18 protein-coding genes and 1 pseudogene are annotated in these 23,324 nt (G+C 64.6%); 7 read left to right on the top strand and 12 right to left on the bottom strand.

The annotated features are described in order from the left end of the window. The first annotated feature begins 87 nt into the window (after window positions 1-87). Together TEP_RS18180 and TEP_RS18175 are read left to right on the top strand one after the other, a co-directional pair. A complete protein-coding gene (locus TEP_RS18180; RefSeq protein ID WP_132826211.1) occupies window positions 88-1,020 on the top strand; it encodes an MBL fold metallo-hydrolase in 933 nt (310 codons plus the stop codon). A gap of 149 nt (window positions 1,021-1,169) precedes the next feature. Next, window positions 1,170-2,822: a M28 family metallopeptidase gene (locus TEP_RS18175; protein ID WP_132826570.1), complete on the top strand. Its 1,653-nt coding sequence runs from the start codon at window positions 1,170-1,172 to the stop codon at window positions 2,820-2,822. A gap of 185 nt (window positions 2,823-3,007) precedes the next feature. On the opposite strand, the gene TEP_RS18170 is transcribed toward TEP_RS18175, so the two are convergent. From TEP_RS18170 to TEP_RS18150, 5 genes are all read right to left on the bottom strand, one after another. Further along, entirely contained in the window at window positions 3,008-4,342 is a 1,335-nt protein-coding gene (locus TEP_RS18170; RefSeq protein ID WP_093820724.1) for an MFS transporter, read from the bottom strand. Window positions 4,343-4,565: 223 nt separating this feature from the next. Beyond that, window positions 4,566-5,636 carry an ABC transporter permease gene (locus TEP_RS18165; protein WP_240790725.1) on the bottom strand — a complete coding sequence of 357 codons (1,071 nt, stop codon included), beginning with the start codon at window positions 5,634-5,636 and terminating at the stop codon, window positions 4,566-4,568. 47 nt (window positions 5,637-5,683) lie between these two features. Further along, window positions 5,684-6,424, bottom strand: a complete 741-nt coding sequence (locus tag TEP_RS18160) for an ATP-binding cassette domain-containing protein (protein ID WP_132826209.1) — start codon at window positions 6,422-6,424, stop codon at window positions 5,684-5,686. Continuing rightward, window positions 6,411-7,337, bottom strand: coding sequence for a transposase (locus TEP_RS18155; RefSeq protein ID WP_132826208.1), 927 nt, complete (start codon window positions 7,335-7,337; stop codon window positions 6,411-6,413). The genes TEP_RS18160 and TEP_RS18155 overlap by 14 nt, the downstream gene beginning before the upstream one ends. A gap of 8 nt (window positions 7,338-7,345) precedes the next feature. Then, on the bottom strand, window positions 7,346-8,281 hold the full coding sequence (locus TEP_RS18150) for a HEAT repeat domain-containing protein (RefSeq protein WP_132826207.1): 936 nt from the start codon (window positions 8,279-8,281) through the stop codon (window positions 7,346-7,348). Between the two features lie 651 nt (window positions 8,282-8,932). On the opposite strand from TEP_RS18150, the gene yedA reads away from it, so the two are divergent. Both yedA and rarD read left to right on the top strand, forming a co-directional pair. Then, window positions 8,933-9,838, top strand: a complete 906-nt coding sequence (gene yedA, locus TEP_RS18145) for a drug/metabolite exporter YedA (RefSeq protein WP_025878341.1) — start codon at window positions 8,933-8,935, stop codon at window positions 9,836-9,838. After that, complete coding sequence (gene rarD / locus TEP_RS18140; protein WP_132826206.1) at window positions 9,835-10,734, top strand: EamA family transporter RarD; 900 nt, start codon at window positions 9,835-9,837, stop codon at window positions 10,732-10,734. The genes yedA and rarD overlap by 4 nt, the downstream gene beginning before the upstream one ends. A 116-nt stretch (window positions 10,735-10,850) precedes the next feature. Here the strand turns inward: rarD and TEP_RS18135 are convergent, their stop codons facing one another. The 5 genes from TEP_RS18135 to TEP_RS18115 form a co-directional block, all read right to left on the bottom strand. Beyond that, entirely contained in the window at window positions 10,851-13,709 is a 2,859-nt protein-coding gene (locus tag TEP_RS18135; RefSeq protein ID WP_132826205.1) for a TonB-dependent receptor, read from the bottom strand. Between the two features lie 426 nt (window positions 13,710-14,135). After that, entirely contained in the window at window positions 14,136-15,452 is a 1,317-nt protein-coding gene (locus tag TEP_RS18130) for an ABC transporter permease (protein WP_025878344.1), read from the bottom strand. A 13-nt stretch (window positions 15,453-15,465) separates the two neighbouring features. After that, window positions 15,466-16,623, bottom strand: a complete 1,158-nt coding sequence (locus TEP_RS18125; protein WP_132826204.1) for an FtsX-like permease family protein — start codon at window positions 16,621-16,623, stop codon at window positions 15,466-15,468. Between the two features lie 14 nt (window positions 16,624-16,637). Beyond that, a complete protein-coding gene (locus TEP_RS18120; protein WP_025878346.1) occupies window positions 16,638-17,327 on the bottom strand; it encodes an ABC transporter ATP-binding protein in 690 nt (229 codons plus the stop codon). A 116-nt stretch (window positions 17,328-17,443) separates the two neighbouring features. Further along, window positions 17,444-18,691 (bottom strand): efflux RND transporter periplasmic adaptor subunit, encoded by a 1,248-nt coding sequence (locus TEP_RS18115; RefSeq protein ID WP_132826203.1) that lies wholly within the window; start codon window positions 18,689-18,691, stop codon window positions 17,444-17,446. Between the two features lie 202 nt (window positions 18,692-18,893). Here TEP_RS18115 and TEP_RS18110 point away from each other — a divergent pair. The 3 genes and pseudogenes from TEP_RS18110 to TEP_RS18100 all read left to right on the top strand — a co-directional run. Further along, window positions 18,894-19,202: pseudogene (locus TEP_RS18110) on the top strand (ATP-binding cassette domain-containing protein); the annotation flags it as partial. Between the two features lie 33 nt (window positions 19,203-19,235). After that, on the top strand, window positions 19,236-20,450 hold the full coding sequence (locus tag TEP_RS18105; protein ID WP_132826202.1) for a sensor histidine kinase: 1,215 nt from the start codon (window positions 19,236-19,238) through the stop codon (window positions 20,448-20,450). After that, on the top strand, window positions 20,447-21,049 hold the full coding sequence (locus tag TEP_RS18100; RefSeq protein WP_025878350.1) for a response regulator transcription factor: 603 nt from the start codon (window positions 20,447-20,449) through the stop codon (window positions 21,047-21,049). Before TEP_RS18105 ends, TEP_RS18100 begins: the two co-directional genes overlap by 4 nt. 530 nt (window positions 21,050-21,579) lie before the next feature. Here the strand turns inward: TEP_RS18100 and TEP_RS18095 are convergent. Both TEP_RS18095 and TEP_RS18090 read right to left on the bottom strand, forming a co-directional pair. Further along, the gene (locus tag TEP_RS18095) at window positions 21,580-22,116 is read right to left on the bottom strand and encodes a cytochrome b (protein WP_132826201.1); all 537 of its coding nucleotides are present in this window, start codon (window positions 22,114-22,116) and stop codon (window positions 21,580-21,582) included. Further along, complete coding sequence (locus TEP_RS18090) at window positions 22,113-23,219, bottom strand: catalase family peroxidase (RefSeq protein WP_132826200.1); 1,107 nt, start codon at window positions 23,217-23,219, stop codon at window positions 22,113-22,115. Before TEP_RS18090 ends, TEP_RS18095 begins: the two co-directional genes overlap by 4 nt. Window positions 23,220-23,324: the final 105 nt, after the last annotated feature.

The following is a 23,324-nucleotide window of genomic DNA, read 5'->3' as shown; positions in this document are numbered from 1 at the left end:
GGCACCCTCCGACCAAAGCCGCATCGATCACGCCATGCCGGCGCGCCTACCATGGTGTCTGTTCCCGATCCTGCCAGGTGCGCGTCGATGACCGCCGATCCCAGCATCCACACCATCGATACCGGTTTCCAACGGCCTGATTTCGATGCCGCCTACCTGATCATCGAAAACGGTCGCGCCGCGTTCGTCGACTGCGGTACCGGCCTGTCGGTGCCGGCGATGCTGCAGGCCTTGGCCGACAACGGGCTGGGCGTGGAGGCGGTGGACTGGCTGCTGCTGACCCATGTGCACCTGGATCATGCCGGTGGCGCTGGCCTGCTGATGCAGCAGCTGCCCAATGCGCGCGCGGTGCTGCACCCGCGCGGCGCGCCGCACATGATCGATCCGACCCGGTTGATCGCCGGTGCCACCGCCGTCTATGGCGCTGAGGAAATCGCCCGCAGCTATGGCCGCATCGAAGCGATTCCCGAGCAGCGCGTGGTGGTGGCTGACGACGGCCAGCGCATCGACCTGGCCGGCCGCGAGCTGGTGCTGCTGCATACCCCGGGGCACGCACTGCACCACTACTGCGTGTGGGATGCGCGCAGCCGCAGCTGGTTCACCGGCGATACCTTCGGTATCTCCTACCGCGAGCTGGACAGCGCGCAGTGCGCTTTCATCTTCCCCACCTCATCGCCGGTGCAGTTCGACCCGGAAGCGATGAAGGCGTCGATCCAGCGCATGCTCGGTTACGCACCGCAGGCGATGTACCTGACCCATTACGGTCGTGTCGAACAGGTCGAAAAGCTGGCCGAGGATCTGTTCGAACAGATTGATGCGATGGTGGCAATCGGCCGCCAGTGCGACGGTCGCCCCGATCGTCATCGCTGCCTGCTGGCCGCGTTGCAGGCGCTGTACCTGGAGCGTGCACAGCAGCATGGCTGCGCGCTGGACCAGGCCGCAGTAAGCGAAGTACTGGCGATGGATATCGAACTCAACGCGCAGGGCCTGGCCTGCTGGCTGGACCGTGTATCGCGCTGACCTGCGCACGCTCTGGCGACGGAGATCCGCTGCACCCCTGGTAGATCCACGCCATGCGTGGATGACACGGTCCCGGGCCGCGCCGCGATGTCACGACCACGTTACACTCTGGTGACTTTCAAGCTAGCCGTGGTGTTGCCGTGAACCCGATGCGCGTGTTGCTGCTGTCGTCCTGCCTGTTCGTCGGTGGCCTGGCCCATGCGGCCAATGACCTGCCCGGCGGCGGCATCGATCCGCAGGCGCTGTCGCGTCATGTGCGTGTGCTCGCCTCGGACGAATTCGAAGGCCGTGCACCGGCCACCGAAGGCGAAGAACGCACCGTGCAGTACCTGATCGAGCAGTTCCGCAGCTACGGCCTGCAGCCGGGTGGCGTGGACGGCAGCTGGGTACAGCCGGTGCCGCTGGTGCGCGCGCAGCTGGACGGCCAGGCCAAGGCCAGTCTTGCCCTGAAGGGCGGCAAGCGTGCGCTGGCCAATGGCGTGGACGTGACCCTGCAGAGCCTGCAGCCGCGCAAGCGCGTGCAGATCAAGGATGCACCGCTGGTGTTCGTCGGCTACGGCATTGACGCGCCCGAGCGCCAATGGAACGACTACAAGGACGTGGACCTGCACGGCAAGATCGCCGTGGTATTGATCAACGACGCCGATTTTGAAGCCGACGCGCCAGGTGCGTTCGATGGCAAGGCGGTGACCTACTACGGCCGCTGGACCTACAAGTTCGAAGAAGCCGCGCGCCGGGGTGCCGAAGGCGTGCTGATCGTGCACGAGACCGCACCGGCCGCCTATGGTTGGGCCACGGTGAAGAGTTCGGGCACCTCGCCGCTGTTCGACATCGAGCGCGGCCAGGCCGAGGCGATGGCCCAGCACACGCCGCTGCGTGGCTGGATGCAGCGTGAGCTGGCCGAACAGATCTTCGCCGACGCCGGCCTGGATTTCGATACCGAGAAGCGCAAGGCGATGAGTGCGGACTTCCGCCCGGTTGCGCTGGACAACGCGAAGCTGAGCGTCGATTTCGCACTCAAGCGCGAGCAGGTGGTGACCCGCAACGTGGTGGCCAAGCTGCCCGGTGGCGAGCACGCCGATGAGGCGGTGATCTTCTCGGCGCACTGGGATGCCTTCGGCATCGGCCAGGCCGACGCCAAGGGCGACCGCATCCGCCGTGGTGCGATCGACAACGCCACCGGCGTGGCCACCGTGCTGGAACTGGGCCGGGTGTTCGCCGCCGGCCCGCAGCCGCAGCGCACCCTGTACTTCGTCGCGCTGACCGCCGAAGAGAAGGGCCTGCTGGGCGCCAGCTACTACGCCGCGCACCCGCTGGCGCCGCTGGACAAGACCGCTGCGGTGCTGAACATCGAGATGTTCAGCCCCGATGGTGCCACCCGTGACATCGCCTCGTGGGGCAAGGGGCGGGTGTCGCTGGAAGGCGACCTGGAACGCGTGGCCAAGGCCCGTGGCCGCAGCTACAGCCCGGATCCGAACCTGGAAGCCGGCTTCTTCTACCGTGCCGACCACTTCGCCTTCGCCCGCCTGGGCGTGCCGGCGATCACCATCGGCCCGGGCCTGGACAAGCTCGAGGGCGGCGTCGAGGCCGGCCGCGCGCTTCGCGAGAAGTACTTCGCCGACTGCTACCACCAGGCCTGCGATGCGTGGACACCGGGCTGGGATCCGGCGGGCCACGCGGCCGACACCCTGCTGGTCTACGACCTGGGCGCCGAACTGGCCAACAGCCGTCGCTGGCCGCAGTGGGAGAAGGAATCGGAATTCCACGGCGCCCGCGAGAAGAGCGAAGCCGCCCGCCGGTAAACGCACGGCAATGCCGGCCGCTGGCCGGCAACCTTCAAACGCACGGTAGTGCCGGCCGCTGGCCGGCAACCTCCTGAACCTTCCAAACGGATGTGCAGATGCCGGCCAGCGGCCGGCACTGCCGCATCTTCAGCCACGCGGCGGCCACCGGCATTGCACCGGTGGCCGCGATCACGACGGCATGCTTACTTGCGCGTGCCGTCGAGCCAGTTGGGGCCCTTGTTGGTGAGGAAGAACACATAGACCACCAACGATACCGCGATCGTTGCGGTGACGTAGATGGCGAACCAGTCCACATGACCGGTCTTCAGCGCGCCCTGGTACAGCAGCGGCGCGGTGCCACCGAACAGCGAATTGGCCAATGCATAACCCAGGCCCACGCCCAGTGCACGCACGTGGGTGGGGAACAGTTCGGCCTTCACCACAGCGTTGATCGAGGTGTAGCCGGTGAGGATGACAAAGCCCAGTGCCAGGGTCAGGAACGCCAGCGTCGCATCATGCTGGTGCGGCAGCGCGGTGATCAGGTACCAGCTGTAGAGCACGCCGCCCACGCCAAAGAACACCAGCAGGGTCTTGCGGCCGATGATGTCCGACAGCCAGCCGCCGACCGGCTGCAACACCATCAGGAAGGCCAGCACACCCAGGTTGATCAGGGTGCCGGTCATCGGGTCGTTGCCGGCGAAGGCGCTCTGGATCATCTTCGGGCCGTTCACCGAGTAGGTGTAGAAGGCCACGGTGCCACCGGCGGTGATCAGGAAGCACAGCAGCAGCGGACGCCACTGGTGCACGAACAGTTCGTACATCGAGCCGGACTTCCTGTCCTTGCCCTCGCGGGCCGCTTCGATCGACGACTCCGACAGCGACTCGTCCATGCCACGGCGCAGCCAGAACACGACCACGGCGGCAATGCCACCGATGCCGAACGCGATGCGCCAGCCCCATTCGGAGATTTCCGGCTTGCCCCAGAAGGTCAGCATCAGCAGCAGGGTCAGCTGGGCCAGCACGTGGCCGCCGACCAGGGTGACGTAGTGGAACGAGGACAGGAAGCCGCGGCGACCGGGGATGGCGGCCTCGGACATGTAGGTGGCACTGGCGCCATATTCACCGCCGGTGGCAAAGCCCTGCAGCAGGCGCGCCAGCAGCAGGATGACCGCCGCCCAGATACCGATGCTGGCGGCGGTGGGGGTGATGGCGATGAGGAACGAGCAGAGCGCCATCAGCGTGACCGACACGGTCAGCGCCAGCCGACGGCCATGGCGGTCGGCGAAGCGGCCGAAGAACCAGGCGCCGATCGGGCGCATCAGGAAGGTCGCCGCGAAGATCGCCCACACATACATCGTGGAGTTCTTGTCATCCGGTGAGAAGAACTGCGATTCGAAGTACACGGCGAACACCGAGTACACGTAGACGTCGTACCACTCCACCAGGTTGCCGGCGGAGCCTTTGAGGGTGTTGGAGATGGAACGCCGCAGGGCGGCGCCGTCGGTGCTGGGGACAGCGGATTGGGACGTGGTGCTCATCCGGGTGGGGATCCTCGATGCGGTGCGTCCATGCGGGAAATTGCGCTGCCAGGCGCGCGGTGCGCTGCCGGCCAGCCTCCTTGGTACTGCATCCCACGTCAACGCCGGGTGCCGAAACGGGCGGGCGGGGGATGTGACCCTACAGGGTGCCAGCGGGCGGGAGGTCAGGCCATAACCAAAACGTCCTAGACCGGATCCCTGAGCCGCGCGTCTGGCGGCATCTTCAGGACTTGTGGGGACGCGAAGTTTCGACCGGGGACACAATGGCGGTTCTGAAGCTGTTTCGGGCCCAAATGCGACAAAGTGCGGCGGTGGCGGCCAGAAGCATTACCGACGCTGCAACTTCCCACGCAGGGACGTCGACATACAGGAGGCGCACCGGCATGGCGGCCATCGAGGTAAACGGAAACCAGGAGAGCAGCTGGATGAACGTGCCATCCGGGGCGCGCAATCCGCCAAAGCCGATCATGATCATGGTCACCGGAAAGGCAGCCAGACTGTTCCGGAATGCTGAATGGGGGGAGCGTATCATTGTGGCGCACGCGGCGAAGAACCAGTTCCAGAGCAGCAGGCCAAACAGGCAGAAGGCCAAAAGACTTGATGCGATTGTCCAGGAATTGTCTGGAAGGTGGATGGGCCCCATCGTGCTACCGGAAACAAGTACCCATCCAGCCAGTGCATAGGCGCCATACACCGTGACCGTCTTGAGGCCATGGAGGATTGCAGCGCTCACTTTGCAGTCAAGCCAGAAGCCTGGTGGCGTCGCGCTCAGGATCATCTCAGTGGCCGAAGCAAACCGCTCTGCCAACAAGCCATGGAACAACATTCCAAGACAGCCCAGGATGGACAGCATTGTCAGAACGACCATCGCGATGGAGATGGCAGCCAGCGGCGCTTGACCCCCAATGATCACGCCGTTCTGATCCATGACCTGCAACAGGACGGGGTTATCGGCTTCCTGCAGTTCCTCAGCGGATACGTCAAGGGAAGACAGGATTTGGCGACGTTGCAGCACGTTGAGACTCTGCTGAAGATCACCCGCCCAGCTGGGGGAGCGTGCGATCTCGAGTGAGTAGCCGCCTTCGCGGGATTTCAGAATGGGATAGCTGTCGCTTGCAGTGATCTCTCCTGTGTCCAGAAACCGGAAGCGATCGTGCGTCAGACCCGCCACTGGCGTATCAGCAGCGTGCAGATACACGACAGAAGCGGCTTCGCGGGTGACAACGGCATCGCCGGCGAGCTTCACCAAGGCGATCACGATTAGCAGAAGCATTCCCAGGAGTTCCCCTTTCATATCCAGATGCCTTCGGAACTCAAACCCGCATATGACAGCGAATCTTCTCATCCGCATGATGTTTTCATTCCTTTTCCATAGGGACCACCCGGAATGGTCGAAGCGTCGTCACCGCTGGTCCCCTTTATGGTTCCAGGGCAAAGATCAAACGCTGTTGCTGGAACCAGGCGACGCTCCTTCAGCACCAGTACCCGCGTTGCAAGACGCTGCAGCAGTTCGAGGTGATGGGCTGAGAGAAGGACGGCTGCCCCCTGCTGGGATGCCCGGGTGATGAGAGTTGCAGCTGCGACCTGATTGACGGGATCAAGGCCGGAAAATGGTTCATCCAGTATCAGCACTTTAGGGTGATGGAGCATGCACGATGCCAGCTGCAGTTTTTGCATATTTCCCTTGGAAAGGCTGGAAACCCGGTGTGACTCCCGGTCGAGGAGACCCACTTCCTGAAGCCATTGATGTCGCGCCTGTTTGGCCCGCGCTCCACTCATGCCTCTGAGCTGCGCCCAGAATTCAAGCGACCGTCCCACCGTAACTTCTCCAAAGAGACTCCTTGATTCGGGGAGGTAGCCGATTTCGGCATGCGAAAGCGGAAACGAGCGCATCCCATCCCAGTGACTTACATGACCAGAATCGGCGGGAATGAGATTGCAGATGATGCGGAAGAGCGTTGTCTTTCCTGCGCCGTTCGCGCCAATGAGCCCCACAATTTCGCCAGCGCAGACCTCAAGGTCGAGTTCGTGCAGAACAGCCTTCTCACCAAAGCGCTTGCAGATGCGATCAATTGTCAACATGACCGGCCCCCTGCTCGATCCGGGCCGCGAGCTGGAGTGCCCTTCCCCTCATGAAACGGCTGTGTCTGGAATGGACAAGCCTGACCAACTGAAGTGCGGCGTCGGGCGTCGGACTGGTGGCAACCAATGCTTCCAGTGCAGCCATTCGGACCCGTTCCACGGTGTGGCTGCGGAAGATGTCGCGAAGCACATGTTGCGCCTCGCCATCCCCGGACCCCGCGGCAATCATGAACATCGGGAGTGCGCTGGATCTGTTGATCACATTCGAGATCGTCCAGTTCTCGGGATGAAACTCGTATTGGTCCATTGTGACGCTGCGCAGAGAGTGCTCCATGATGTTGATGCTTACGGAGAATCGCTCTGGTGCGATCTGTCGATGGATGTCCGTGAAAGCTCTGTACAGCAGGATCTTTCCCTCTGACAAAGCGGATCTCTCGATGAACTTCAGGTCGACCTGCTCGCCAGGAACGCCAGACACTTTGGCGTAGTCGTACTCAAAGTAGTCGCTGCTGTATCCAGGACCCTGATAGCCAACGGTCAGGAAATTGAAGTTGTGATCGTGAGGGACGCCATAGAAGAAGGCGCCCTTTCCGCTGGAGAGCAGGATTTCATCGTTCTCCCCCGGCCAGAAGCAGGCCCGCAGGAAATAACTCTGTCCAGCCACCTGAGGCGCATGGAGCATGAACACCTGCGGCGTATAGTCATTGTCGGCCTGAATGTCTTGATTGTCTTTGAGCTCCCCACAGATCATCTCCGAAAGGAAGTCGCGATTGTTCGCCAGCTGCTTGAGTGCAGGGGCGACGGAGATCATTGAGTCATGATCCCGGGGGTCGAGCGAAGACTGTCGCAGGTGTTCGACCAAGTCGGAAAGTTCGATGACTTCAGGTGATTCACATTGAATATGAACGGGCATGGTTGATCTCATCCATTGTTCGTACATTGCGCGGCAAGCATCCGGATCTCGTCGTCGGAATCCAACCTCGACATTTCGTGGAGCCTCCGACGTGCCGCCTCCGGATCCAACCGGTGGAGTGATCGAATCGCATGCCAGCGTATGAAAGGTGTCGGATGCGTTGAGATGTGCAACAGCATCTGCACATTCCGTTGGCCCGGAATCTCGGCGAGAACGCTGGCGAGGAGGTGAAGTCGTGAATCCTCTACATTGGCTGCCGTATGACCAAAGAGTGTGCCGCTGCCTACAGCGAAGTGCTGTGTCGTGCTCAGGCGTGGTTGGCGTGAGATGCAGATCAGCATCCCTACCGGGCGCATTCCGTTGCAAAGATGCATGCCCTGTTTTCCGCCTTCAAGGAAGACGTGGTCGTCAGCGCAAGCTCGCTTGATCTGTGGCGTGGAAAGACGGGCTTCGCAGTCGGCATCGCCAGACTCGACGTTGAATGTCCGGCACTCCACATCCTGCCCACGGGCGAAAAGGATCAATGAGTCTGAGCCGGAGATTGAAATCCCGGTGTCGGCAGTTGATCGCGTTGAGAGATTGAGCTTGGTCGGCAGGCTCTGCATGTAGTGAACCTGTACTGCAGAATCTTTGTAGATGACCAGGCCATTCAGCGGTGACTTGGCAAAAAAGCGCTCTGGGGTAACGTAGAGCGGGCTTTTGAGATGTTTTTTGCATTCATGCAGGAAATGGTCGGCCAGAATGATCGGGTCAAACTGACGACAGATCGATATCATCAGGCGCTCGTTCAGATGTACGTCGCCGCAGCCATTGATATCCAGGCTGAGCTGATGAACCCGCGCTGCGCAGCCAGATTCTGTCAAGACATCGAAAAGCGTTTTCTTGCTGCCGTAGATGGCTTTCAAACTGCGCAGCTCCGCAGGTTCGTCAGCCAGATCGGACATCCTTTGAGGATTCTCCATGGTGCCTCCCAAGAGTTGGTGGACCGGGAATCCGGTCCACCTTGGCATCCGATTCACTGCGGGGTTGGATGGATACCCCGGTTGATGAATATTCCGACGACAATGCCAACTGCGGCGCAACCTGGGCCAGTGGTTTCGATAAGAACACAGGATCCGTACATGCCTACGGATCTCTTCTGCACTGGCAGATCGGAGGATTTCATTGTCATTTCCTCAGGTAGGCAGAACGGCAATTACGATTGCGACGGCAATCAAGACCGGCTCGATGGGAGAGCAGAGCAGGGATGTTCCAGTCATCCCTACCGGTATGGCCAAAGGGGGTAATGAGGTGTGCACTTGATTCACTCCATGTGAGGTTCTGATGGCCCGCAGATCTGTGCAGGCAGGTTCGTTGTCGTGCATCAAATGCCGTGATTACTTGACGCAACTCCCAATTCCGCGTCCCCGGTTGATTCGCGTCAGCCGCCGCGCGGAAAAGGTGTCTCCTCGGCCGGAGGTCATCAGCCGCAGACTGAGTGCGGGCCGGGAAAAATCCGAGCCTGCCGTAGGCGAAAATCAGCTTGTCGAAAACTGGGGTGATATCCGTCAGCCGAACGTCCTAAAATCCGTGTTCCCCCAGCTCCCTGGTGTGTCATGTCGGCTCCCCCCGTTCCGTCTGCGGCTGCCCCCCGGGGTGGCCTTGTCGTGCTGGCTCTGCTGCTGGTCTACGTGGTCTGGGGCTCGACCTACCTGGGTATCGCCAAGGCTCTGCATGGCGGCGCGCTGCCACTGACGATGGTCTCCGGCAGCCGGTTCATCATCGCCGGCGGCCTGATGTACCTGGCGCTGCGCCTGTTCTGGAAGATGCCCAGACCCACCCTGCGGCAGTGGCGCAACCTGGTCATCATGGGCGTGACCATGCTGGTGCTGGGCAACGGCATGGTGGTGCTGGCCGAACGCGAGGTGTCATCCGGCCTGGCCGCTACCGCGGTGGCCTCGGTGCCCTTGTGGATGGCGCTGTTCTCGGCCCTGCGCGGGCAGCATGCCAGCAAGGGCGAATGGCTGGGCATCGCCGTTGGCTTCGTCGGCGTGGTCTGGCTCAACGCCGGCAGCAGCCTCACCGCATCGCCCACCGGGTTGGTGCTGCTGCTGATCGCGCCGGTCGGCTGGGCGTTCGGCTCGGTGTGGGCACGCGGGCAGGACCTGCCGGGGCCGTTCATGACGGCGGCCGGGCAGATGATCTGCGGTGGCGTGCTGCTGGTGCTGATCGGCCTGGTCGTCGGCGAGCGCCCCACCACCCTGCCCGATAGCGGTGGCCTGCTAGCGATGGCCTACCTGTGCGTGTTCGGTTCGATTGTGGCGTTCACCGCTTACGTCTGGCTGCTGCAGAACGTGCGCCCGGCGCTGGCCGGCAGCTATGCCTACGTCAATCCGGTGATTGCTGTCCTGTTGGGGGCTGCATTGAATGGTGAACGCTTTGGTTGGCGCGACTTCCTGGCCATGGCGGTGATACTGCTGGGTGTGGTGGTACTGACGATGGCAAGGACACGCAAGCGATGAGCATGGACGAGAAAGAACAGCGACGGGGCCTGTTGATCACTGCCTCCACCTTCGTGCTGTGGGGGCTGGTGCCGGTGTACTGGCATCTGCTCAACGAAGTGCCTTCGTTCCAGATCATCGCCCATCGCATCATCTGGAGCGCGGTGCTGGTGGTGGCCTGGCTGCTGATCGCATCACGGCTGGGCTGGTGGAAGAAGATCGCCGCGCAGCCGCGCGCGCTGCCGATCCTGGCGGTATCGAGCCTGACCATCGCCTTCAACTGGGGCCTGTACATCTGGGCGATCAACGCAGGGCATGTGATCGAAACCAGCCTGGGCTACTTCATCAACCCGCTGGTGAACGTTCTGCTGGGCGTGCTGGTGCTGAAGGAGCGCCTGCGCCGCGTGCAGTGGCTGGCGGTAGCCATCGCCGCGGTGGGCGTGGCCTGGCTGACCATCGATGCGGGCACGCCGCCGTGGATCGCGCTGGGCCTGGCGTGCTCGTTCGGCCTGTACGGCCTGCTGCGCAAGCTGGTGTCGGTCGATCCGGTGGCCGGGCTGGGCGTGGAAAGCCTGTACCTGTTCCTGCCCGCGCTGGGCTTCGCGCTGTGGTCGGAAAACGGCCATGGCGGTGGCTTCTTCGGTGGCTGGGGCTGGGCAAACGACCTGATGCTGATTTTCGGCGGGGTGATCACGGCGGTGCCGCTGATCGGCTTCGCCTACGGGGTCAAGCGCATTCCGCTGTCGCTGGTCGGCATCCTGCAGTACATCGCACCGAGCCTGCAGCTGCTGCTGGGCGTGTTCTTCTTCCACGAAGCGTTCGACACGGCCAAGGCGATCGGCTTTGCCGCGATCTGGGCCGGCCTGGTCCTGTACGTCGGTGACAACGTACGCGCGATGCGGGTTGCGAAACGGTAGCGCCGGGCCATGCCCGGCGAAGATGGTGCAAAAAAGAACGGCGCCCCGAGGGGCGCCGTTCTGCTTCCATCCACGGCCAGGAGAGAGTTGGCCGGGGCGGGAACGCGGTTGCAGGCTTAGAAGCGCTGCTGGTACTTCATGTACATGAAACGACCGATGTCGAAGCCACCGTAGTAGGTGAAGCTGCTGTTGGGCTGGCTGTACATGATCGGACCCTGGTGGTCGAACACGTTGTTCAGGCCCAACGACACGGTGCCATCCCACGGCAGGCTGTAACGCACCTGCAGGTCGTGGAAGGTGTTGGAACCCACCTTGCGGCTCGGTTGTGCATCGGTATACGGCGAAACAAAGTCGGCCATGTTGCAGTCCGGGCCACCGCCCAGATCGTACGAGCAGGCTTCCTTCATGCCCGAGTAGTAACGGGCGGTCCAGCCGATGCCGAGGTTGCCGTACTGCCAATCCAGGTTGAAGGTCGAACGTACGCGGAAGTCACCGGCCCAGCCCACGCGCTGCTCCACCGGGGTGGTGGCGGCGCTGTCGTTGCGCTGCTCCAGGTAGTCGGTGTAGGTGGTGTTCCAGTTGATGGCGAACTTGCCGTATGCGGTTTCCGGCAGGCGGTAACGCACACCGATGTCATAGCCGGCGGTTTCGCGGTAGCCGGCGTTGACCAGCGAACGATCCAGCGCCGAAACCTGGCCGCGGGTGGCCGCAGCGGTGGAACGGGTGAAGCGACCGCATGCCGAATCCACGCCCTGCACGTAGCACTGGTTGAGGATGTCGGTAGCCGACTCGCCCACGATGGCGTTGTCGATGCGGATCTTCCACCAGTCCAGGCTGACGTCCAGGCCCTGCACGAATTCCGGGCTGTAGACCAGGCCGACGGTCCAGGTCTTGGCGGTTTCCGGCTTCAGTTCCGGGTTGGAACCGGAGTTGAAATCGGAGGTGGCCTGCTGGCCCGGGCGGTTGGCAAGGTTGCCGTCCGAACCGGTCTGCTGACGGAAGTTGGCGGGCACGTTCAGCGCCTGGCAGCGTGCTGCCACGGTCGGGCTGCTGGCGGCGATGCCGAACTTCGTGTCGCACGGATCGGTGAACGAATCGCGGCTGGACACCGCGCCGCCGTAGAGGTCGTCCACGGTCGGTGCACGGAAGCCGGTGCCGTAGGTGGCGCGCACCAACAGGCTGTCGATCGGCTTCCACTTCAGGCCGAACTTGCTGTTGGTGGTCGAACCGAAGGTGTTGTAGTCGGTGTAGCGACCGGCCAGGTCCAGCGACAGCTCGCGGGCGAAGGCCATGTCGGCCAGCAGCGGCACCTGCATTTCCAGGTAGACCTCGTTGAGCGAGTAGTCGCCACGGGTCGGCTGGCCGGTGGTGCCGGCGATCTGGCCCTTCTGCACCATCAGGTCCGGGGTGTAGCTGGCTTCTTCGCTGCGGTGCTCAACGCCCATCGCGCCCATGATGTCGCCGGCCGGCAGGGTGAACAGCGAGCCGGAGATGTTGGCGCTGGCGACCTTGGTGGTGCTGCGCATCTTGTCGACGAAGCGGGTGAACAGGTAGTCCTGCACGTCCTGGTTGCCCAGCGAGCCCGGGCCGGTGTAGCCCATCGGCGCAGCCGGATTCCACGGCACGCAGCCGGCGATCACCGCACCCGGCGTACCGCAGCGGGCCACGTCGCCGTCCATGAAGGACGGGCCGACGGCGAGGTTGACGTTCGGCTGGTACATGCTGCCGGTGCCAACGCGCTCGCCTTCATTGCGGTTGTACATGTAGCTGACGTTCCAGTCCCAGTAGCGCGAACCGGTTTCGAAGCTGCCTTCCAGGCCAAGGCTGGCACGCTTGGTTTCCAGCGTGTTCTCGGTACCGCGCGGCAGCTCTTCGGTGCGGTGCGAGAACAGCACGTCCTGGCCCCACTTGTTGAAGGTGCTGTCCTTGGACAGCGCAGCGCGCGTGCCGTTGCGCGACTGCGCAGCCGAGACCGAGTACGGGTAGCCGGCCAGGTGCTTGGTCGACTCGCGCTTGCTGTACAGCGCGTCGGCGACGATGCGCAGGTTGTCGGTGATCGAGAAGCCGCCGTTGGCGAACACCGAGGTGCGCTCCAGGCCGCTCAGCAGGCTCATGTTGGTCTTGGCGTTGGCGCCGTCAGCCGGATCCGGCGTGTGGAAGTTGCCGGCGCTGCTCGGGTCGCCGCCCGGGCCCACGGTCAGCGGCTTGCCACCGACGGTGACGGTGCCCCACTGGGTGGTCGGGCTCAGCGCGTCGACGTCGTCGGCATGGCGCGGGCCACCCGGGTAGCGGCTGAACGCGCGCGCATCGCCGAGGATCTCGTCTTCCTTGGTGCGCTCGGCGCCGACGCTGAACCAGCCGCGGTCGAAGGTCTTGCCGAAGGTGGCGCTATAGGAGCGCTTCTGGCCGTCGCCTTCACCGTACTGGCCGACATAGACGCTGGCTTCGCCACCGTCGAAGTTCTTGCGGGTGATGATGTTGACCACGCCGGCGATGGCGTCCGAGCCATACAGCGCCGAGGCGCCATCGGTCAGCACTTCCACGCGTTCCACGATCGCCGACGGAATCGAGGCCAGGTCGGAGTAACCGCCGGCGCTGACGCCCATGCGGCGGCCGTCGATCAGCACCAGGCTGCGTTCCGGGCCGAGGTTGCGCAGGCTGACATACATGCCGCCGAAATCGCGCGACGAGCTCAGCGAGGACGAACGGCTCAGGCTCGGTGCGCCGGCTGCCGTGACGTCCTGCAGGATGTCGGCGACATTGACGTAGCCCTTCTTCTCGATGTCGGCGCGGTTGAGTGCCACCACCGGCTGCGCGGTCTCGACACTGGCCTGGCGGATGCGCGAGCCGGTGATCTCGATGCGGTCGAGGTTGGTGGGGGTATCGCCGGCTTCCTGTGCGAAAGCGGGCGTGGTGCAGCTGGCGGCCAGCGCGATGACGATCGCGTTGCGCAGCGGGGTGGTCTTCAGGGACATCCGTGAAATCTCGTGTTTCAGAAAAAACATGCGTCCGTTCTATGGACGCGTGGGGTGCTGCAAACCAACGTGGGGGCCGGATTCTAGAGTGTTTTCATCGGTAACTGTTTGTCCGCGCGCGCTGTAACGCCGCGAAAATGAATCGCAACCAACAATCCACAGGTGCACTGTGCGCAACGTCACGCGCATTGCGCATGCGATGGGCAGAGGCATCGATAGCGGCGGTGTTTGCGCAATCTGTAATCGTTGTTGCGTGCGTACATGCATCCATCCACGCATGGCGTGGATCTACTGCAACAACGTCGGCGTCCACGTCATGCGGATGGGCCAGTAGATCCACGCCATGCGTGGATGACGTGCAAAAAAAAAGGGACGAAGCCTTCGCTCCGTCCCCTGCGCAACGTTCATTCAATCAATGCGTGATGCTCAGGTCTCGCGCAGCGCCGTGGTGATCGGCAAGCGTGCTGCGCGCAGCGCCGGGAACAAGCCACCCACCAGGCCGATGCCCAGCGCCCACTTCAGCCCGCTCCACAGCAGCTCCGGCGATACATGGAACTTGAACACCACCGCGCTGAAGTTGCTGCCGATGGTGGACACGCTGTAGCCGTTGAACAGCAGCCATGCCACAGCGCAGCCAAGCAGTCCGCCGAGCAGGGCCAGCAGCATGGTTTCCAGCATCACCGCAGTCACCACCGGCAGGCCACGGAAGCCGATCGCACGCATGGTGGCGATCTCGCGTGCGCGCGTGGCCACGGCGGCATACATGGTGTTGAGCGCACCAAACACAGCGCCCACCGCCATGATGGTGCCGATCACCTTGCCGAGGATGTCGATCAGCTTGGTCAACCCACCACCCTGCTTGCTGTAATAGACGCGGGTGGTTTCCACGTCCAGCTTCAGGCGCGGATCGGCAGCCACGGCGGCCTTGAACTGCTCGAAGCCGGCCTTGCCGTCGGTACGCACGCTGATCGACTGCCAGGCACTGCGCTGGTAGGTGGTGGCCAGCGTGTCGGCGTCGGTCCACAGTTCCGAGTCATGCGCATCGCCGGTAGCGAACACGCCCACGACCGTCCAGGTCTGGTTGCCCAGGGTGAGCGTTTTGCCAACATCCATGTCGCGGAACTGGCTCCTGGCGCCCTGGCCGACCACGATCTCGCGCAGGCCGGCGGCGAAGCGGCGGCCTTCGACGATTTTGACCTTGTCATGCACGGCCCACGCCTGCGGGCCGACACCGCGGAACTGCGCATTGACGTCGGTGCCATCGGCCTTGGACACCAGGTTGACCACCTGCGAGAGTTCCGGCGACAGCAGCGGCCGCCCCTGCGCATCGCGGGTGATGCCGGGCAGGGTGGACAGCGTCGGAACCTGTTCGCGGGTGATGACCGAGTTGGTCTCGGCCTGCGAACCGCCGCGCAGCACGATCGCGGTGGTGTCATCGCCGGTGTTGTTGAGCGTGGCCTGGAAGCCTTCGCCCATCGCCAGCATCGCCACCAGCACGCCGACCACGCCGGCGATGCCGACCACGATCACCGAGGAGGCACCCCAGCGTTGCGGCAGGCTGGCGATGCCGATGCGGGTGGCGGCCAGGGCCAGCCGGCCACTGCGGGTGAGCGCCAGCCATAGCCCCAGCAGCACCGCGATGGCAGCGACGCCGATCCACGGCAGGCTGATCCAAACCACCAGGCCAACGACCAGCAGCAGCACGGTCACCGCGTTCCCCAGCCACTTCTTGAGCTTGTTCATGTCGGTGTCCTCTTCAGCGGCCGGCGAGCGCGTCGACGATCTTCAGGCGCTTGGCGCGCAGTGCGGGCAGCAGCCCGACCACGATGCCGATCACCACGATCAGGACGATGCCCACCAGCCAGGTCGACGTCGGTACGTGCGGCGGCAGCATGCCCATGCTCTTGGGGCTGATGGCCGGCAGGATCAGCGCCGCCAGGCCCATGCCGATCAGTCCACCGAGGCCGATCAGCAGTACCGACTCCACCATCACCAGGGTCAGCACCGTGCTGTCCTTGAAGCCCAGCGTCTTCAGCGTGGCCAGTTCCGGAACGCGCTCGCGCACCGCTTGGGCCATGGTGTTGCCGGTCAACAGCAGCAGGGTGAAGAACACCGCGCCCATGATCGAGGTGACGATCATGCCGATGTCGGCGAACTGTTTCACGAACGCCTGCTGGAACGCCGATTCGGTCTGGGTCTTGGTTTCGTGGTCGGAGTTGGCCGAGATCGCATCGATGGCCTGCGCCACTCTCGACGACTGCTCCGGGTTGTCCAGCGTCACCGTGTACCAGCTCACCTGGTTCTTGATGTAGTCGTTGGACTCATCGAAGTACTTCCAGTTCATCATCAACTGGCGTTCTTCATTGGCCGCCAGTGCGCGATCCTTCGAGCGGTAGATGCCCTTCAGTTCCAGCGGCCAGTCGTTGCTGCCGCCACGCGGGAAGATGGTGGCCTGCAGCGGGATGGTGTCGCCGATCTTCCAGCCGAACTGCTTGGCCAGCGTCTCGCCGACGATCGCGCCGGTACGGGTCTGCTGCCAGTCCTGCAGCTGCGCCGGGTCGATCTGCAGCTCGCGGTAGACATCGAAGTAGTTGGGCGCCACCGAGAAGTTGGGGAAGAAGTTCTTCGGGTCCTGGTAGATGCCGCCGAACCACATGCCGTAGGTGACATCGCGCACGCCGCTGACCTGGCGGATCTGCGTTTCCAGGCGGATCGGCAGCGACTGGGTGATCGACAGGCGCGAAGCCACCACCAACCGGTTGGCACCTTCTACGCTGCCACCGGACGAGAACGCCACGCGCACCGAGTCGAGCATGCCGAACAGCAGGAACGCGGCCACCACCGACAGCAGGGTCAACAGGGTGCGGGTGCGGCTGCGGAACAGCTGCGCCCAGACCAACGAGAAGTATTTCATCGCTGTGGCCTCCGTCAGTGGGCCAGCGGCGCGTCGGCCAGCTCGCCCTTGTCCAGGTGCACCGTGTGGGTGGCGTACTCGGCAGCCTTCGGGTCATGGGTGACCATGATGATGGTCTTGCCGTGTTCGCGGTTGAGCTGCTGCAGCAGGCCCAGGATCTCTTCGGCGGACTGGCGGTCAAGATCACCGGTAGGTTCGTCGCAGATCAGGAAGGTCGGGTCGGAGACGATCGCGCGGGCGATCGCCACGCGCTGCTGCTGGCCGCCGGACAGTTCGTTGGGGCGATGGCTGCGGCGGTCGGCCAGGCCGACCAGGGTCAGCGCGATCTCGGCATTGCGCTTGCGCTGCGCCGCGCTGAGGTGGGTCAGCAGCAACGGCAGTTCCACGTTCTTCTGCGCGGTCAGCATCGGCATCAGGTTGTAGAACTGGAACACGAAGCCGACATGGTGGCTGCGCCACGTCGACAGCTGGCCGCCGCTCATCTGGTCGATGCGCTCGCCTTCGATGCTGATCTCGCCGCCGGTGGGGTTGTCCAGGCCGCCGATCAGGTTGAGCAGGGTGGTCTTGCCCGAACCGGACGGGCCCATCAGCGCGACGAAATCGCCGCTGGCGATATCCAGGTCGATGCCGTGCAGCACCTGCACCTTCTCGGGGCCACGCTGGTAGGTCTTGGTGATGTTGCGCAGTGAAACCAGGGTCGACATGGGGGGTTCTCCACGAAAGGCGGGAAACGGGATGCATCCCGGCCAACGGCCGGCACGCGTCGATCAGTGGTGCTTTCCAGCGGTACTGCCGGTGGCGCCAGGTGGGCGCCGGGCCGTTACTGCGCTTGCTTCTGCTTGACCCTGGTGCCGTCGCGCAGGGTGTCCGGCGGGTTGACCACCACCGACTCCCCCGCGCTCACGCCCTTGAGGATCTGGCGGTCCTTGCCCATCGCCTGGCCCGCCTCGACCGTGCGCTGCTGCACACGGTTGTCATCGCCCAGTGCGAAGGCCACCGACGCGCCCTCACGCTCGACCACCGCAGTGGCCGGAACGCGCACGCCCTGCGGCTTGGCTTCGCTCTGCGGCCTGGCCTGTTCCAGGAAGCTGACCCGCACGCCCATCTCCGGCACGATGCGTGGGTCTTTCACCTTCAGTGCGACCCGTACCTTCACCGTGGCCTTGCCGCGGTCAGCGGTGGGAACGATGGCGATCACCTCGGCCGGGATCTTCCAGTCCGGGTAGGCGTTGAGCGTGGCTTCCACCGGCATCTTCGGCTGCACGCGGCCGATGAAGGCTTCGCCGACCTCGACTTCGATCTCCAGCGATTCCATGTCGACGATGGTGCCGATGCCGGTACGGGTGAAGCCACCACCGGCCGACAGCGGCGAGACGATTTCGCCGGGCTGCGCGGCCTTGGCGGTGACCACGCCGGAGAACGGCGCGCGCACGATGTTGTTGTCCACGCCAAGGTCGGCGATGGACAGCTGGTCGTTGGCAACCTTGACGTTGCGTCGTGCGGTTTCCAGCTGCGCACGCAGGCTGTCACGCTGGGCCACGGCCTGGTCGTACTGCGAACGCGAGACCAGCTGCTGGCCGACCAGCGCCTGCAGGCGGCTGGCTTCAGCGGCGGCCTGCTTCTGCTGGGCTTCCAGGCCGACCACCTGGCTGCGCGCGGCCTGCAGCTGCGAGGCGTACAGGTTGCGCTGCGCGTCGGCATCGATCGGGTCCAGGGTGGCCATGATCTGCCCCTGTTCCACCCGCATGCCTTCTTCGATCATGACCTCGCGCACCTTGCCGGTGATCTTGGCCGACACCGTGGCCATGCGCCGGGCGACCACGTAGCCGCTGGCGTCGAGCACCGAACTGCTGGCGCTGCCCTGCTGGATGGCCACCGCCGGTGCGGTGTCCACTTCCACGGTGGGCGCGCGGCCGAACAGTGCGAATGCACCACCGGCCAGCAGCACGATGATCACGGCCACGGCGATCCACAGCCAGCGGCGGCCACCACTGCCGCCACTGGAGGCGGGCGGCGGCGACTTGCGGTCGATACGGAGTTCCTTCAACAGCTCGGCAGAAGCGTTCATTCGTTCCATCACAGGCGTTCGGGCGGGTGTGACCGGAAGGGCAAGCAGCGGCGGTTCCGGCGGTGGAGCGTGCGGCACAGCATGAAGGCAGGTGCATCGGCGATGGCAGTGACAGCTGTCATCCGATGTCATTGACGGCGGCAACTGCGAAATGTGACCACGGCGGCACAGGATGGCAACGTCGCCGCTGCCGGTACCGCCCATGGATACGATCGCCCCGTCGCTGGCCCGCCTGCAGCAGGTGCAGGTGCGTTACCGCGACCATACCGCCCTGCACGGCATCGACCTGCAGGTGCGCGCTGGCCAGGTACTGGCCCTGCTGGGCCGCAACGGTGCCGGCAAGAGTACCGCGATCAGCGTGCTGTTGGGCCTGCGCCGTGCCGACGCCGGCCAGCTCGAGCTGCTGGGCGGTGATCCGCAGCAGCGCGGTCATCGGCTTGGCCTCGGCGTGATGCTGCAGAGCACCAGCCTGCCGCCGATGCTGCAGGTGGATGAACTGGTGGCGCAGGCGCGCCGCCGCCTGCGCCGGGTCGGCTGAACTGGCATGATCGGCAGCGATCGTCCCCTCCTGGAATCTTCCGTGCCACCGAGCTGGCTTGCGTCCCTGTTGCGCCCCGCGCCGGATTCGGCGGTGGCCGAACTGCTGCGGCGAGGCAAGTCGCCCTGGAGCGGCGCGATCCACCTGCTGTGGTCGGTATGGATCTTCCTCACCCCGGTGCTCGGCAACGGCTTCACGTTGCGCTGGGGACTGCTGACGCTGATCAGCTATCCGTTGTTCCTGCTGCTCTATGCGAAGGTGATGCTGGCGCCACGGCACCACGCGTGGCGCTACGCGCTGGGCATGATCGCGATGGCCCTGGTGCTGCTGCCGTGGTACCCGTCGGGATTGAGCTACTTCGTGTTCGGTTGCGTGATGATCCGCATGAGCAGCCGAGGGGGCTGGTGGGTGTACCTGCTGCAGCTCACCGGGCTGAATCTCCTGTTCTGCAGCACCGCGCTCTACTTCGGTTATCCGTGGCAGGCCATGGTGTGGATGCCGGCGGTGTCGTTCATTGTCGGGCTGGTGGTCAACGTGGAGGCCTTGAGCCATCAGCGCGACGTCGCCCTGCAGCTGTCCCAGGACGAGGTGCGGCGCCTGGCGACCACCGCCGAGCGCGAGCGCATCGGCCGTGATCTGCATGACCTGCTGGGGCATACGCTGTCATTGATCACGCTGAAGCTGGAACTGGCGCGCAAGCTGTACGACCGCGATGACGCGCGTGCCCGGCAGGAAATCGGCGAGGCCGAGGACATTGCCCGCGAGGCGCTGGCGCAGGTACGCAGTGCCGTCACCGGCATCCGCGCCAGCGACCTGGCCGGCGAGCTGGCCTCGGCACGCCTGCTGCTGGAATGCCAACAGGTACACCTGCAGTACATGCCGCCGCCTCCGATGCCAGTAGAGGTGGAGCGTGGGCTGGCACTGGTGCTGCGCGAGGCGGCGACCAACATCGTGCGCCACGCGCAGGCGACCCGGGTGCAGGTGGATTTCATGCTTGAGGACCGACAGTTGGTGATGCAGATACGCGATGACGGCCGTGGTGGCGTGCAGGCCGAGGGCAACGGATTGTGTGGCATGCGTGAGCGGGCAGCGGCGCTGGGTGGCCAGTTGACGCTGCAGTCGCCGCGCGGGGAAGGCACGCTGCTGACCGTGCGCGTGCCGCTGGTGGCCGCGACTACGCCGCTGTCGCCGGCATCGCTGGCACAGGGAGGCGCGGCATGATCCGCATACTGCTGGCCGAGGATCAGGCGATGGTGCGTGGCGCATTATCGGCGTTGCTGGGCCTGGAACCGGATATCGAGGTACTGGGCAGTGCTGCCGACGGCGAAGCCGCCTGGCGCATGCTGCAGCAGCTGCAGCCGGACATCCTGGTCACCGACATCGAGATGCCGGGGCTGAGCGGGCTGGAACTCGCCCAGCGCATCGCCCGCCATGAACTGCCGATCAAGGTGGTGATCGTGACCACCTTCGCCCGTGCCGGTTTCCTGCGTCGCGCATTGGAAGCGGGCGTACTGGGCTATCTGCTGAAAGATGCACCGGCCGAGAACCTGGCCGAAGCGCTGCGCAAGGTGAAGCAGGGTATCCGTGCGATCGATCCGCAGCTGGCGCTGGACGCGTGGTCGCAGGCCGACCCGCTGACCGACCGTGAGCGCCGCGTACTGCGCCTGGCAGGCGAGGGCCGCACCGCCAGCGAGATCGCCGAGCAGCTGGGGCTGTCGCACGGCACGGTGCGTAATTACCTGTCCGAATGCATCGGCAAGCTGGGCGTGGCCAACCGGATCGAGGCGTACCGGCTGGCGCGGCAGAAGGGGTGGTTGTAGGGGGGGTGTCACTTTCTTTGCTCGTGCAAAGAAAGTAACCAAAGAAACACGCCGCCGGCCGCGAGCCGGTGCTGCGCACCGGTGCCCTGCGCTTCTCGGTGAATCAGGGGACGGCGCCGAACTCGCTGCGCTCAGACATCGGCGCCTCTTCGCCCCTGATTCCCCTGCGATGCTCGGCTCGCTAGAAGGCGGAATGGAAGGTCAAGATCAACGGCAAAGGCATCCACGCATGGCGTGGATCTACTGGGTGCAGCTGCGGCTTTTGACGTTGGGTCCGCCTTCAAGCGAGCCGAGCACCGCAGGTCCGGCGAGGGCGAAGAGGCGCGGGTGTCTGAGCGCCGCCGATGTCTGAGCGCAGCGAGTTCGGCGCCGTCCCCTGATTCACCGAGAAGCGCAGGGCACCGGTGCGCAGCACCGGCTCGCGGCTGGCGGCGCGTTTCTTTTGGTTACTTTTCTTTTCGCGCGAAAAGAAAAGTGACACCCCTCCGCAGTCGCGGGAATGACCAGCCGGGAACCCCCGGCGAACCCATTCAATCCTTCCCGCGTGCCATCGCCTGGAACACGCCATCGCGGCGCACCCACAGGTGGAACAGCGCCGCACCCACGTGCATCAGCACCGTGGCGAACAACACGTAGGCCAGCAGGCTGTGCGCATTGCGCAGCGCGGCGTACAGCGCCGGGGTGTGCGGCACGATCGGCGGCAGGTGCAGGCCACCACCCAGCACGATCGGGTAGCCGCCGGCCGACAGCATCGCCCAGCCGATCAGCGGCATCGCCAGCATCAACGCGTACAGCATCCAGTGCGAAGCCTTCGCTGCCAGCACCTGCCACGCGGGAAGATCCGCTGGCAGCGGCGGGGGGCGATGGCGCAGGCGGTTGTACAGGCGCAGCACCGCCAGCAGCAGGATGGCGATGCCCAGCGGCCGGTGCAGGTCGATCAGCAGGGGGCGCAGGTGCAGCGAGGCGACCATGGTCACGCCGATGAACAGCATGGCGATGATCATCAGCGCCATGGACCAGTGCAGCACCCGGGCGAGCAGGTTGAAGTGGCCGTTGCCAGTGTTCATTGCGCAGCCTCCTGCGGTTGCTCGACGTTGCCGCTGGCGCGCTCGCGTTCGCGTCGGTTGAACGACTGCGAATACACCGCCGAGCGCGCCGCCAGGATCGGGTCGTCACTGCCGCGTACGCCGCTGGGCACGATCAGCGGATCGAAGTTGAGCTGGCCGCAGGCACCTTCCTCCTGCGACTGCATGCGGTCGAGGCTGAGCACGCCGGCCACCACCTGTTCGCGCGATTCCGGCCACGGCACCGAGGGATCATCGATGGCATCGCCCGGCGCGGCCACGCTGACCACCAGGTTCCAGCGCACCGGGCCGGCGGCCAGGCGCTGCTGCAGTTCCTGGCTGAGGAAATCGACGTTGGCCTGCTTGCGTGCGTCCGCATCCATCTCCACCACGGGTGCCTGCGGCTGCCAGCGCCAGCGCACCGCGCGCTTCTGCCCCTGCGCGTTGGTGAACCAGAAGCTGTTGACGCTGTTGAAGGTGGTGTTGGCCCAGCTGCTGGTCCACGGTGCGCTCTTGGCCCACTGCTGGAAGGCCTGTGCGCTGGGATATTTCGCCAGCACGGCGGCCATCTTCTGCGGGTCGGGCTTGCCGGTGGCCGGGTCGGGAATCTGCGCGCGGGTCTGCTCGTAGAAGGCTTCGGCGGTGGGCACGGCGAAGAACGGGAAGCTGTTCATCGCCATCCGCCATTCCTGCCCGTCATCGCTGACCATCTGCACCGCGATGCTGCGCACCCGTGCGGTGTTGTCGGCGCCGTAGGGGTCACCGCCACCGATCGACAGGCGGCCCAGCACCGGTACGCGCGCCTGCGAGAACACCCGCGCACTGGACAGTGTTGGCGCCTGCGCGCTGGGTTCGAACCAGCCGCTCACGCACACGCCCTTGCTGTGCGCGCGGCGGAAGCCGGGATGCGCAGGGCCGGTTGCCTCAATGGTGTCGGTGAAGCGCTGTGCGGTCAGCCGGTCGCGGCCGATCCAGCCGGCCAGCCAGGCGAAGGCGAGGGCAACGATGCCCAGGATCAGTGCGATCAGGGCGATCCAGGGCAAGGGCGAATGCCGGCGCAACGCGCCCGGCTCCTGGCCGGCGCGGGTATAGCGGAAGAGCGACATGGTCGGAGTCCTGCCTTCACGGATGTGTGGGTGGGCGACCACACCATCCTCGCAGAACCCGGCCGGAGCCGAAATTCAATTTTTCGTCAGATTTGCAGGTGATGC

The sequence above is a fragment of the Stenotrophomonas sp. TEPEL genome, from assembly GCF_004348785.1.
Classification (GTDB): domain Bacteria; phylum Pseudomonadota; class Gammaproteobacteria; order Xanthomonadales; family Xanthomonadaceae; genus Stenotrophomonas; species Stenotrophomonas indicatrix.
The sequence above is the reverse complement of the archived record's forward strand: the minus strand, read 5'-3'. Positions and strand labels throughout refer to the sequence as shown.

Excerpts from the sequence above, each read along its gene's own strand:
- TEP_RS18180 (WP_132826211.1), top strand. The coding sequence starts at position 88 with ATGACCGCCGATCCCAGCATCCACACCATCGATACCGGTTTCCAACGG.
- TEP_RS18175 (WP_132826570.1), top strand. The coding sequence starts at position 1,170 with ATGCGCGTGTTGCTGCTGTCGTCCTGCCTGTTCGTCGGTGGCCTGGCC.
- TEP_RS18170 (WP_093820724.1), bottom strand. The coding sequence starts at position 4,342 with ATGAGCACCACGTCCCAATCCGCTGTCCCCAGCACCGACGGCGCCGCC.
- TEP_RS18165 (WP_240790725.1), bottom strand. The coding sequence starts at position 5,636 with ATGAAAGGGGAACTCCTGGGAATGCTTCTGCTAATCGTGATCGCCTTG.
- TEP_RS18160 (WP_132826209.1), bottom strand. The coding sequence starts at position 6,424 with ATGTTGACAATTGATCGCATCTGCAAGCGCTTTGGTGAGAAGGCTGTT.
- TEP_RS18155 (WP_132826208.1), bottom strand. The coding sequence starts at position 7,337 with ATGCCCGTTCATATTCAATGTGAATCACCTGAAGTCATCGAACTTTCC.
- TEP_RS18150 (WP_132826207.1), bottom strand. The coding sequence starts at position 8,281 with ATGTCCGATCTGGCTGACGAACCTGCGGAGCTGCGCAGTTTGAAAGCC.
- yedA (WP_025878341.1), top strand. The coding sequence starts at position 8,933 with ATGTCGGCTCCCCCCGTTCCGTCTGCGGCTGCCCCCCGGGGTGGCCTT.
- rarD (WP_132826206.1), top strand. The coding sequence starts at position 9,835 with ATGAGCATGGACGAGAAAGAACAGCGACGGGGCCTGTTGATCACTGCC.
- TEP_RS18135 (WP_132826205.1), bottom strand. The coding sequence starts at position 13,709 with ATGTCCCTGAAGACCACCCCGCTGCGCAACGCGATCGTCATCGCGCTG.
- TEP_RS18130 (WP_025878344.1), bottom strand. The coding sequence starts at position 15,452 with ATGAACAAGCTCAAGAAGTGGCTGGGGAACGCGGTGACCGTGCTGCTG.
- TEP_RS18125 (WP_132826204.1), bottom strand. The coding sequence starts at position 16,623 with ATGAAATACTTCTCGTTGGTCTGGGCGCAGCTGTTCCGCAGCCGCACC.
- TEP_RS18120 (WP_025878346.1), bottom strand. The coding sequence starts at position 17,327 with ATGTCGACCCTGGTTTCACTGCGCAACATCACCAAGACCTACCAGCGT.
- TEP_RS18115 (WP_132826203.1), bottom strand. The coding sequence starts at position 18,691 with ATGAACGCTTCTGCCGAGCTGTTGAAGGAACTCCGTATCGACCGCAAG.
- TEP_RS18105 (WP_132826202.1), top strand. The coding sequence starts at position 19,236 with ATGATCGGCAGCGATCGTCCCCTCCTGGAATCTTCCGTGCCACCGAGC.
- TEP_RS18100 (WP_025878350.1), top strand. The coding sequence starts at position 20,447 with ATGATCCGCATACTGCTGGCCGAGGATCAGGCGATGGTGCGTGGCGCA.
- TEP_RS18095 (WP_132826201.1), bottom strand. The coding sequence starts at position 22,116 with ATGAACACTGGCAACGGCCACTTCAACCTGCTCGCCCGGGTGCTGCAC.
- TEP_RS18090 (WP_132826200.1), bottom strand. The coding sequence starts at position 23,219 with ATGTCGCTCTTCCGCTATACCCGCGCCGGCCAGGAGCCGGGCGCGTTG.